The sequence below is a fragment of the Fusobacterium sp. SYSU M8D902 genome (genome assembly GCF_040199715.1).
Classification (GTDB): domain Bacteria; phylum Fusobacteriota; class Fusobacteriia; order Fusobacteriales; family Fusobacteriaceae; genus Fusobacterium_A.
This window is the reverse complement of sequence record NZ_JBEFNA010000004.1, coordinates 83492-95373: the sequence shown is the minus strand read 5'-3', so window position 1 is coordinate 95373 and position 11882 is coordinate 83492. Positions and strand designations below refer to the sequence as shown.

Genomic DNA, 11882 nt, shown 5'->3' with positions numbered 1-11882 from the left:
ATACCTCTAGAATAGGCATATAGAATAATGGCGAACATTCTAATTGGATGAACCTTTGTTTTGTAAGAAAATGCTTGCAAAAGTTTAGAAAAGTCCATTTCCTCCAAAATGGCGCTAAGTTTTCTTACAGAATCATCCTCAGGAATGTGATATTGTAAAAAATTAAAAATTTTAGGTTGAATTAAATTAAAATACATGCTATTATTAATTAGTTTTTGCATAGGTATATTGTATTAGAAATTTGAAAAAATTTCGAGTACTTTATACCTTTTTTATTTTAAAAATAAAAAAGCCAAAGAGATTAAAAAATCTCTTTAGCTAATTTTAAAACATATGGCTATTAAGTTTGCAACAGCCCCTTTTTTATTTATTTAACTAAAAACTTGAAATTACTAATTTAATTTGCTATACTTTTAACTGACAAGACAACTGTCTTTACATATTGTGTACAGGAGGAAAGATGAATATAAAAGATGAGATAAATAAGTTGAAGAAAGAGAAAAATGCAGTAATACTAGCACATTACTACACTAGAAATGAAGTTCAAGAGGTGGCTGATTACATTGGTGATTCATACTATTTAAGTGAAAAAGCACAAGAACTAAAAGAGGATATTATAATAATGTGTGGAGTATATTTTATGGGAGAGAGTGTTAAATTATTAAATCCCAATAAAAAGATTTTAATTCCAGATATGAATTCTGATTGTCCTATGGCTCATATGGTCACTTTAAAGCAGATTGATGAGATGAGAAAGAAATATGATGACTTGGCTGTAGTATGTTATGTAAATTCAACAGCTGAGATAAAAAGTAAGAGTGATATATGTGTAACATCAGCTAATGCAGTTAAAATTGTTGAAAAGTTAGAGAATAGGAATGTGTTTTTTATTCCTGATAAGCATCTAGGAAGTTATGTAGCCACTAAGGTTAAAGATAAAAATATTATTTTAAATGACGGATATTGTCCAATACACCATACTCTGTTAAAAGAGGATGTAGAACTATTGAAAGAGAGATATCCTCAGGCTAAGGTATTAATTCATCCAGAGTGTAGAGATGAGGTAGTACAGCTAGGTGACTTTGTAGGGAGTACATCTGGAATTATCAACTATGTAAATAAAAGTGAGAATAGTGAGTTTATAATCTGCACTGAATTAGGTATTTTATATGAATTGGAGAGTGGAAATCCAGATAAAAAATTCTATTATCCAGAACCTAAGATGGAGTGTTTAGATATGAAAAAAATTACTTTAGATAATATATACAAAACATTGAGTGAAGAGGACAATGAGATTATTATAGAGAGTAATATACAGGTAGAGGCAATAAAACCTTTGAAAAAAATGTTACAATTAGGGAGATAAAGATGAAGAGAGAATATGATGTTATTGTTGTGGGGACAGGTGTTTCAGGTTGTTTTACAGCTTTGCACCTCTCATCAAACTTAAGGATACTGCTAATTACTAAAGAGAAATTAGAGGAGAGTGACTCTTTTTTAGCTCAAGGTGGAATATGTGTATTGAAAGAAAAAGATGATTTTTCAAGCTTTTTTGAAGATACTTTAAAAGCGGGGCACTATGAAAATAATAAAAAATCTGTTGAGGTGATGATAAATTCATCTCAAGATATTATAAGGGAATTGATTGATTATGGTGTAGATTTTAATTCAAAAGATGGAAAGCTTCTATTTACTAGAGAAGGAGCACATTCTAAGGAGAGAATACTCTATCATGAGGATATAACAGGTGAGGAGATTACAAGCAAACTATTAGCTCAGGTAAAGAGAAGAGAGAATATTGAAATAGTAGAAAAAACAAGTATGTTGGATATTATCAATAATAATAATAATTGTGAAGGAATAGTAGTAAAAGATTCAAATGAAAAGATATTCAATATCTATTCTAAAATGGTTGTTTTGGCAACTGGAGGAATAGGAGGAATATTTGAGAATTCAACTAACTTTCCACATCTAACTGGAGATTCTTTAGGAATTGCTTTAAAACATGATATAAAAATAAAGGATATTAGCTATATACAGATACACCCAACTACACTTTATTCTGAGAAGAAGGGGAGAAGATTTCTTATTTCTGAATCTGTAAGAGGTGAAGGTGCCCTCTTATACAATCAAAAATATGAAAGATTTACAGATGAATTACAACCTAGAGATGTTGTAACAAAAGCTATATTGGAACAGATGAAAAAAGATGGTGGAAAGTCTGTATGGCTTGATATGAGACCGATTATGAAAAAGGGTATAGATATCAAGGAACGTTTTCCTAACATTGTTAAAAGGTGTTTAGAAGAAGGATATGACCCAGAGAAAGAGTGTATACCAGTAGTTCCAGCTCAACACTATTTTATGGGGGGAATAGAGGTGGATTTAAAAAGTTCTACATCTATGAAAAATCTCTATGCAGTGGGAGAGACTAGTTGTAATGGTGTACATGGAGCTAATAGATTAGCAAGTAACTCTTTATTGGAGAGTCTAGTTTTTAGTGAGAGAGCAGCTTTGGATATAAATGAGAGATTGCTAAAAGAGGAGTTTTATCAACACAGTATTGATGAAAAAGTGGAGAGTAGAGAGCTATCTTTTGAAGAGTTAAAAGAGGAGCTATTTATAGCAATAGAAAAGGATAAGAGAATGAAGGAGAGTAGGAATGGATTTAGTAACTAATAAGATAAATGTAGATGATTTGATAATTATGGCACTGAAAGAGGATGTTCCCAATGAGGATATAACTACTAATTCTATCATCAAGGATAGAACTTTGGGAAAATTTACATTGATTTGTAAACAGGATGGAATTTTGGCAGGAATAGAGGTTTTTAAAAGAACTTTTGAGCTTTTGAGTAATGAGGTTCAATTCAATATCAACTATAAAGATGGAGATATTGTAAAGAAAGGAAATATTATAGGAGAGATAATTTCAGATATTAGAGTTTTATTAACAGGGGAGAGAACAGCTTTAAACTACTTACAACATATGAGTGGTATTGCAACTTATACACATAGTATGGTAAAATTATTGGAAGAAAGTGGAATTAAGTTACTCGATACTAGAAAGACTACTCCTAATATGAGAATCTTTGATAAATATGCTGTAAAAGTGGGTGGAGGTCACAATCACAGATATAACTTATCTGATGGAATTCTACTAAAAGATAATCATATTCAGGCTGCTGGTGGAGTTGCTAAAGCTATAAATTTAGCTAAAGCTTATGCCCCTTTTGTAAGAAAAATTGAAGTAGAAGTTGAGAATTTGGATATGGTGAGAGAGGCTGTACAAGCTAAGGCTGACATCATAATGCTTGATAATATGGCTCCAGATATGATAAGAGAAGCTGTTAAGATAATTGATGGACGAGCAGAAATAGAGTGTTCAGGAAATATAACAAAAGAAAATATTGAAAAATTAAAAGGAATAAAAATAGATTATATTTCAAGTGGAGCATTGACACACTCAGCACCTATTTTGGATTTTTCTCTAAAAAATCTTCAACTATTGTAAATGAAAGGAGAAAATTTTGACAGGTAAAGAGAGACGTAAAAAGATTTTAGAATTGATAAAAAATACAACTAAGCCTATATCAGGAACTGAATTAGCAAAATTGTTAGATGTGAGTAGACAGGTGATAGTTCAGGACATTGCACTGTTAAGAGCAGAGGAAAATGATATCTCATCAACAACAAAGGGATATGTACTAAAAACTTCTGAAAATTGCAGAAGAGTGTTTGAAGTTATGCATAGTGATGAGGATACTGAAAATGAATTGAACCTAGTTGTAGATTTGGGAGGAACAGTTTTAGATGTATTTGTTACACATGAGATATATGGGGATATAAGAGCTAACTTGAATATCAATTCAAGAAGAAAGGTTAGAGAGTTTATAGAAAAATTAAAAACTAAAAATATATCTCCACTAAAAAATCTTACATTGAGTAAACACTATCATACTGTTGAAGCTGAGAGTGAGGAGATTTTAAATCTGATTGAGGCTGAATTAAAAGAGAAAAAATTTATAGTTGAGTAAAAAGTGAATCGTGAAAAAGATATTCCAAATTAATATTTTTAATTACAATATCTTTTCATAATATATTAAATACGAAAAAAATATTTGAAAAAATTATAAAATATGCTAAAATAATATATAGACATAATCATCTCCTGGTTATGTTATAGTTAGAATTAACTATTCAGGGGATAATTATGTCTTTTTTATTTACAAAAAAATGGAAAAGAGAGGGGTAAAATTATGTTAGGAAGTAAATCAATTATAATATTACAGATACTCTATAATACAGATGAAGAAAAGAATTTAAAAGAATTAGCAGAGATCTTAAATTTTAGTGAAAGAAGTTTAAGATATGAAATAGAAAAGATATTTGAAACTTTAGATGTAAAAGAACTGGGGTTAGAATTAAGTAAGGGTAGCTTAAAAATAGGAAATAAAAAGAAATTGTTAGAGATATTAGAGAAAAATTATAAAAGTTCAAATTTTTCAAGTGAAGAAAGAGAAATATATATAACTTTAAAAATATTATTTGAAAGAATTATTAATCAAGTTCATTTAGCTGAGGAGTTGGATGTTAGTAGAAGTACTATAAAACTTCATTTAAAAAAAATAGAAGAGGTTCTAAAGGAATATAATTTAAAATTAGAAATATCACATAAAAAGGGGTTAGAAATAATAGGAGAAGAAGAAAAGATAAGACTTTGTGCTCTAAAATTAATAAGGAAAATTAATCATTCTAAAAATGAGTTATTTAAAAAAGTAATGCGAAATTATTTTGATTTAAATGAAGATGGGATAGTAATTTTTATAAATTATTGCCAAAAAATAATGAATAAAATCATTTCTGATGAAGCTTTTGAAATTATAAAAAAATATTTAAAGATATCTTTATTAATGGTAAAAAAAGGATACGAACTTAAAAAAATAAAAAATGAAAAATTTTTAGAAGAAACTTTGGAATATAAAGCTGTTGAAAAGGGAAAAGCATTATTGGAGGCTAATTATGAAATAGAGATGGGAAAAGTAGAGTATTTAAAAATAGCAGATTACTTTTTAGGAAGTCATAACTATAATTTAGAATGCTCTTATTTTGAAAATTGGGTAGAGATAGAGCTTTTAATAAAAAAAATGATATATAATTTTAATAAGAGAATTGATATAGACATTTCTAATGATGAGGTCCTATTAGATGGTTTAATAAATCATATAAAACCTACAATTTATAGGATAAAAAATGGAATAGAATTAGAAAATACAATATATGAAGAAGTTGTAGAAATATATCCACATCTTTTTGAAATAACTAAAGAAATTTTAGAGGAGTTAGAAGAATTTATACAAAATAAATTTTCAAAAGATGAGGTTGCTTTTATAGTGATACATTTTAGAGCTGCAATAGATAGAAATAAAGTAAGAAGTAAAGAAAAGAAAAATATATTAGTTATATGTGGTTGGGGGTATGGAACATCAAAATTACTTGCTCAACAGTTAAAAGATATGTATTCTGTAAATATTATAGATATTTTACCTTATCATCAGTATAAAAAGAAAAAATACTATAAGGATATAGATTTAATAGTTAGTACAGTTGAATTAAAAGAATTAGATGAAGGAATACCTGTAATAAAAGTAAATCCTATTTTAACAAATGAAGATTTACAAAAATTAAATAAGCAAGATCTACAAAAATCAAGTAAAAAAGTTCTTTTTTCAGAAGTATTAGAAGCTGTAAAAAAAGTTACTACAAATTTAGATGAAAAAATGTTATTAAAAGAGTTAAATGGAGTTTTAGGAAATATTTTAGTAGATGATATTTCGCAGAAAAAAATTACAATTTTTGATATGTTAGATAAAAATCTTATTTTAGATAGTATAGAAGTTGATAATTGGGAAGAGGCAGTAAGAAAAGCAGGAGAAAATTTAGTAAAATATGGATATTCAACAGAGAAATATGTGGATAATATGGTAGAAAGTATAAAAAAATATGGAAGTTATGCAATTATTTTACCAGGAATAGCTTTTCCTCATGCTAAGAGTGAAGGAGAAGTTGTAAAAACAGCATTTTCGATAGTTAGATTAAAAAAAGAAGTTCTTTTTCCAGGAGATATTCCAGTTAAGATGATTGTAGCTTTTTCATCAATAGATAATAAAGAACATTTAGATGCTTTCATAGAAATAATAGAAATGATGGAAAAGAAAGATTTTGATTTTATAAAATTTGTAAAAAAATATTGTAAAAAATAATAAGTTTAACTTATTTGGATATTGTAATACAATTATAGTGTAAATAAAACAAAATAAATATCCAGGAGGTAAACATTATGTCAAAAGTTAATAGTATAACAAGGGAATCATGGATTTTAAGTACTTTTCCAGAGTGGGGAACTTGGTTGAATGAAGAGATTGAAAAAGAGATAGTAAAACCAGGAAGTGTTGCTATGTGGTGGTTAGGATGTACTGGTGTTTGGATAAAGACAGAAGGAAATACAAATTTGTGTATTGATTTATGGGTAAAAACAGGAAAAAAATCATCATCTAACCCCCTAATGAAGAAACAACATCAACATCAAAGAATGATAGGATGTGTTGCTTTACAACCAAATTTAAGAAATGTACCATGTGTTATAGATCCATTTGCAATAAAAGAGGTTGATGCAATATTAGCAACACATGATCATGGAGATCATATAGATGAAAATGTAGCTGCTGCTGTTTTACAAAATTGTGACTCATCAGTTCCATTTATAGGGCCAGAAGCATGTGTAGATTTATGGATAAGTTGGGGAGTACCAAAGGAAAGATGTATAGTAGTAAAACCAGGAGATATTATAAAAATAAAAGATGTTGAGATAGTTGCTTTGGATTCTTTTGACAGAACTGAATTGGTAACAGCTCCAGCAGGTGTAGTTTTAAAAGATAAAATGCCACAAGATATGGATAGATTGGCAGTAAATTATTTGATAAAAACTCCAGGAGGAAATATATATCATAGTGGAGATTCACATTATTCTAATTATTATGCAAAGCACGGAAATGATTATAAAATTGATGTAGCTTTAGGTTCTTATGGTGAAAATCCAAGAGGAATGACTGACAAAATGACTTCAGTAGATATGTTAAGAATGGCAGAATGCTTGAATGCTAAAGTAGTTATTCCAATACACCATGATATTTGGACAAATTTTAAGGCTGATCCTAAAGAGATATTATATTTATGGAAAATGAGAAAACATAGATTACAATATCAATTTAAACCATTTATATGGGAAGTTGGAGGAAAATTTGTGTGGCCACAAGATAAGGATAGATTAGAATATATGTATGATAGAGGATTCCATGATGCATTTGCAATAGAACCAGATTTACCATTTAAATCAATGCTATAGGATTATATGAATCTAAAATGGAGGGATAAAAATGGAATTATTAATATCAAGTTTTGAGTTTTTCGTAAATAATATTTTAACAAAGGCAGAATTTTTTGTTGGAATATTGGTATTCATTGGTTATTTGTTACTGAAAAAGCCTATTCATCAGGCTTTTTCAGGATTTATAAAAGCTACAGTAGGATATATGATATTAAATGTTGGTGCTGGGGGGTTAGTAAAAACATTTCGTCCTATATTAGCAGGGTTAAATGATAGATTTGGATTAAATGCAGCAGTAATAGATCCATATTTTGGATTAAATGCTGTAAATAGTGCTTTAGAGAGTATTGGATTAACAACATCTTGGACAATGATAGCACTATTAGTAGGATTTATTTTAAATATTTTATTAGTACTATTTAGAAAATTTACTAAAATTAGAACTCTGTTTATAACAGGTCATATAATGGTACAACAAGCAACTACAGCTACATGGATTATTTTTTATGCTTTTCCTCAATATAGAAATGCTACAGGAGCAATATTAATAGGTGTGTTTGTAGGTGTTTATTGGGCTGTAGCTACAAATTTAACTGTTGGAGCTACTCAAAGATTAACAGATGGAGCAGGATTTGTGGTGGGTCATCAACAAATGTTTGCAGTATGGTTAACAGATAAAATTGCTCCTAAAATAGGAAATGAGAATAAAAGATTAGATGATTTAAAATTACCAGAATGGTTATCAATATTTCATGATAATATAGTTGCTACAGGGACATTAATGATTGTTTTCTTTGGAACAATTTTAATTATATTAGGTGAAGAATATATGAGAAAAATTGATCCAACATTTCCACAAAATTTAAGTTTTATAACTTATATATTGTCAAAATCACTATCATTTTCTGTATATTTAGCAATTTTAATGATGGGTGTAAGAATGTTTGTAAGTGAATTAACAGAGTCATTTCAAGGAATATCAAATAGAATATTACCAGGAGTTATGCCAGCAGTAGATTGTGCAGCTGTATATGGATTTGGATCACAAAATGCAGTATTATTTGGATTTATATTTGGAGCATTGGGGCAATTTGTTGCAATAGCAGGACTATTAATATTTAAATCACCAATACTTATAATAACAGGATTTGTTCCAGTGTTCTTTGATAACGCAACAATAGCAATATTTGCAGAAAAAAGAGGAGGAGCAAGAGCAGCAACTTTATTACCATTTGCCTGTGGAATACTTCAAGTTACATTAGGAGCAGTTTGTGTAGCAGTGTTTAAACTACAAAATTTTGGTGGTTGGCATGGAAATATAGATCAGAGTACTTTATGGTTAGGACAAGGTTTGTTAATGAATAATTTAGGAATGATAGGTTATATCATAAGTATAGTTATAATGTTAATAATACCAATTTTACAGTATAAAAAAGTAAATAATCCAGAGTTCTATTTTAATAATGAAGTCGAAACAACTGAATATTAAAAAAGAGAAGATTAGAGAATGAAAATTTAGGAGGAGATATATATGATAAAATTATTGGCGGTTTGTGGAAATGGAATGGGAACAAGTACATTAATGAAATTAAAAGCAAAAAATATTTTAGATAAAAATAAAATTCAAGCAGTATGTGAAAATTGTAGTATAGGACAAGCTAAAACTTCATTGGGAGGATATGATTTAGTGATTGCTTCTGTACATCTAGCTTCACAGTTAAAAGAAACATCAAAGACTAAAATTATAGCCTTAAAAAATATATTAGACGTAAAAGAGATGGAACAAAAAATACTCGAAAAATTGAAATAAATGGAGGACTACTATGAATTTAAAGGAAGCCTTAATTGAAAATAATTCAATCTCTTTACAATGTGAAGCTAAGGATTGGAAAGATGCTATAAAGCTTGGAACAAATTTATTAGAGAAAAGTGGTGCAATAACAGAAGATTATTATCATGCAATTGTTGAGAATACTCAAAAATATGGACCATATTATATAATTATTCCAGGAGTTGCAATGCCTCATGCAAGACCAGAAGCAGGAGTAATAAAAGATTCTTTTAGCCTAATAACATTAAAAGAACCAGTAGTTTTTGAAAAAGATGGAGCAAAGGAAGAGGTATATATACTAATAACTCTTGCAGCAACAAGTGCTGAGAATCATAATGAATTTGGAATTGTTCAGGTTGCAGACTTATTTGAAGAGGAAAATAATATAGAGAAAATAAAATTAGCAAAAAATCCAGAAGAAATTTTAAATTTAATACGTTAGATTATAGGAGGTTATAAATGAAACCATTATTGCAAGTAGCTTTAGATAATAATACATTAAGTGATGCCATAAAATCAGCTAACATTTTAGGAGAAGTAGTTGATGTGGTAGAAGCAGGAACAATTTTATGTTTACAAGAAGGGATGGAAGCAGTGAGATGTTTGAGAGCACTATTTCCAAATAAGATCATATTAGCAGATACTAAATGTGCAGATGCGGGAGGAACAGTAGCTAAAAACTGTAAAAATGCAGGAGCTAACTGGATGACTGTAATATGTTCAGCAACAATTCCAACAATGAAAGCAGCTTTAAAAGAGATGGATGATTTACAAGTTGAACTATATGGAGATTGGACATATGAACATGCAAAACAATGGAAAGAAGCAGGATTATCACAAGTAGTATATCACCAAAGTAGAGATGCATTATTAGCTGGAGAAACTTGGGGGAAAAAAGATTTAGATAAAGTTCAAGGATTGATAGATATGGGATTTAAAGTCTCTGTAACAGGTGGATTAGAGTTAGAGACATTAAAATTATTTAAAGGAATGAATATATACTGTTTTATAGCTGGTAGATCTTTAAGAGATGCAGAAAATCCTAGAGAAGAAGCTAATAAATGGAAAGAAGAAATTAAGAGAATTTGGGGGTAATTTATGTATAAATTGGATAAATTTCCTCTTGGAATATATGAAAAAGCACTTCCTAAAAATATAACTTGGAGAAAAAGATTAGAGTATGCTAAAGAGTTAGGGTTTGATTTTGTTGAAATTTCAATAGATGAAACAGATGAGAGATTAGCAAGATTGGATTGGTCCTTAGATGAAAGAAAGGAATTTGTTTTAGCAGTATTAGAAACAGGAGTTAGAGTACCTTCAATGTGTTTTAGTGGGCATAGAAGATTTCCTTTGGGAAGTGAAAATGAAGAGATAAGAAAAAAATCTTTAGAATTAATGAAAAAAGCTATAGAATTGGCAAGTGATTTAGGAATTAGAAATATACAGATGGCAGGGTATGATGTTTACTATGAAAAGAGTAATGAGAATACCAAGAAATTGTATATTGAAGGAATGAAACAATCTTTAAAATGGGCAGAACAAGCAAATGTAATGCTTTCGATAGAAATTATGGATCATCCATTTATGAACTCTATTCCTAAATATTTAGAATTAGCTCAAGAGTTAAAGTCACCATTTTTGACTGTATATCCAGATATAGGAAATTTAACTGCTTGGGGAAATAATGTAAGAATGCAATTAATAAAAGGAAAAGGACAAATAAGTGCAATACATTTGAAGGATACTTTAGCAGTAACACCTGATTTTCCAGGAAAATTTAAAGATGTTCCTTTTGGAGAAGGGTGTGTAGATTTTATTGAGTTATTTAAAGTGCTAAAGGAGTTGAATTATACAGGACCATTATTAATAGAAATGTGGACAGAAAAAAGTGAAAATCCTTTAGAAGAGATAAAAAAGGCTAAAGAGTGGATAGAAGATAAAATGAAAAAGGGTGGATACATATGTTAGAAAAATTAAAAGAAGAAGTTTTAAAAGCTAACTTAGAATTACCTAAAAGAAATTTAGTGACATATACTTGGGGAAATGTAAGTGGAATAGATAGAGAAAAGGGACTAGTAGTAATTAAACCAAGTGGAGTAGAATATGATCATATGTCAATTGAGGATTTAGTAGTTATAGATTTAGATGGAAATATAGTCGAAGGAAAATTAAAACCATCATCAGATACACCAACGCATTTAGAATTGTATAGAAAATTTTTAAATATAGGAAGTGTAGTTCATACTCATTCTTCATGGGCTACTATTTGGGCACAAGCTGGTAGAGATATTCCAGCTTATGGAACTACACATGCAGACTATTTTTATGGAAGCATTCCTTGTACTAGAAAAATGACTCAAGTAGAAATAGATGGAAATTATGAATTAGAAACAGGAAAAGTAATAGTTGAAACATTTGAAAAAGAAAAAATAAATCCAGATAATATGCCTGGTGTACTTGTTTATTCACATGGACCATTTACTTGGGGAAAAACACCAGAAGAAGCAGTACATAATTCTGTTGTATTAGAAGAATTAGCTAAAATGGCATATAATACAGAAATTTTAAATAAAAATATAAATTCTATGCAAAATGAGTTATTAAATAAACATTTTTTAAGAAAGCATGGAGTTAATTCATATTATGGACAAAAATAGGAGGAGA

At 28.9% G+C, this 11882-nt stretch carries 12 protein-coding genes and 1 pseudogene; 12 read left to right on the top strand and 1 reads right to left on the bottom strand.

Annotation, left to right across the window (positions count from 1 at the left end; genetic code table 11):
* Window positions 1–221, bottom strand: a pseudogene (locus ABNK64_RS03630) (IS1182 family transposase); the annotation flags it as partial.
* Between the two features lie 245 nt (window positions 222–466).
* On the opposite strand from ABNK64_RS03630, the gene nadA reads away from it, so the two are divergent.
* The 12 genes from nadA to araD all read left to right on the top strand — a co-directional run bounded on the left by nadA (window position 467) and on the right by araD (window position 11875).
* Window positions 467–1366, top strand: coding sequence for a quinolinate synthase NadA (nadA, locus tag ABNK64_RS03625; protein ID WP_349763497.1), 900 nt, complete (start codon window positions 467–469; stop codon window positions 1364–1366).
* 2 nt (window positions 1367–1368) lie between these two features.
* Window positions 1369–2679, top strand: coding sequence for an L-aspartate oxidase (locus tag ABNK64_RS03620; RefSeq protein ID WP_349763494.1), 1311 nt, complete (start codon window positions 1369–1371; stop codon window positions 2677–2679).
* Entirely contained in the window at window positions 2663–3514 is an 852-nt protein-coding gene (gene nadC / locus ABNK64_RS03615; protein WP_349763493.1) for a carboxylating nicotinate-nucleotide diphosphorylase, read from the top strand. Before ABNK64_RS03620 ends, nadC begins: the two co-directional genes overlap by 17 nt.
* A 13-nt stretch (window positions 3515–3527) precedes the next feature.
* Complete coding sequence (locus ABNK64_RS03610) at window positions 3528–4037, top strand: transcription repressor NadR (protein ID WP_349763496.1); 510 nt, start codon at window positions 3528–3530, stop codon at window positions 4035–4037.
* A gap of 222 nt (window positions 4038–4259) precedes the next feature.
* On the top strand, window positions 4260–6263 hold the full coding sequence (locus ABNK64_RS03605) for a BglG family transcription antiterminator (protein ID WP_349763492.1): 2004 nt from the start codon (window positions 4260–4262) through the stop codon (window positions 6261–6263).
* Between the two features lie 77 nt (window positions 6264–6340).
* Window positions 6341–7405, top strand: coding sequence for an L-ascorbate 6-phosphate lactonase (gene ulaG / locus ABNK64_RS03600; protein WP_349763491.1), 1065 nt, complete (start codon window positions 6341–6343; stop codon window positions 7403–7405).
* 31 nt (window positions 7406–7436) lie between these two features.
* Window positions 7437–8876 carry a PTS ascorbate transporter subunit IIC gene (gene ulaA / locus ABNK64_RS03595; RefSeq protein WP_300342482.1) on the top strand — a complete coding sequence of 480 codons (1440 nt, stop codon included), beginning with the start codon at window positions 7437–7439 and terminating at the stop codon, window positions 8874–8876.
* Window positions 8877–8918: 42 nt separating this feature from the next.
* Complete coding sequence (locus ABNK64_RS03590; protein WP_291259141.1) at window positions 8919–9197, top strand: PTS sugar transporter subunit IIB; 279 nt, start codon at window positions 8919–8921, stop codon at window positions 9195–9197.
* Window positions 9198–9210: 13 nt separating this feature from the next.
* Window positions 9211–9660, top strand: a complete 450-nt coding sequence (locus ABNK64_RS03585; protein ID WP_349763490.1) for a PTS sugar transporter subunit IIA — start codon at window positions 9211–9213, stop codon at window positions 9658–9660.
* A gap of 17 nt (window positions 9661–9677) precedes the next feature.
* Window positions 9678–10313 carry a 3-keto-L-gulonate-6-phosphate decarboxylase UlaD gene (locus ABNK64_RS03580; RefSeq protein WP_349763489.1) on the top strand — a complete coding sequence of 212 codons (636 nt, stop codon included), beginning with the start codon at window positions 9678–9680 and terminating at the stop codon, window positions 10311–10313.
* A gap of 3 nt (window positions 10314–10316) precedes the next feature.
* Window positions 10317–11186, top strand: coding sequence for an L-ribulose-5-phosphate 3-epimerase (locus ABNK64_RS03575; RefSeq protein WP_349763488.1), 870 nt, complete (start codon window positions 10317–10319; stop codon window positions 11184–11186).
* Window positions 11180–11875, top strand: coding sequence for an L-ribulose-5-phosphate 4-epimerase (gene araD, locus ABNK64_RS03570; protein ID WP_349763487.1), 696 nt, complete (start codon window positions 11180–11182; stop codon window positions 11873–11875). Before ABNK64_RS03575 ends, araD begins: the two co-directional genes overlap by 7 nt.
* Window positions 11876–11882: the final 7 nt, after the last annotated feature.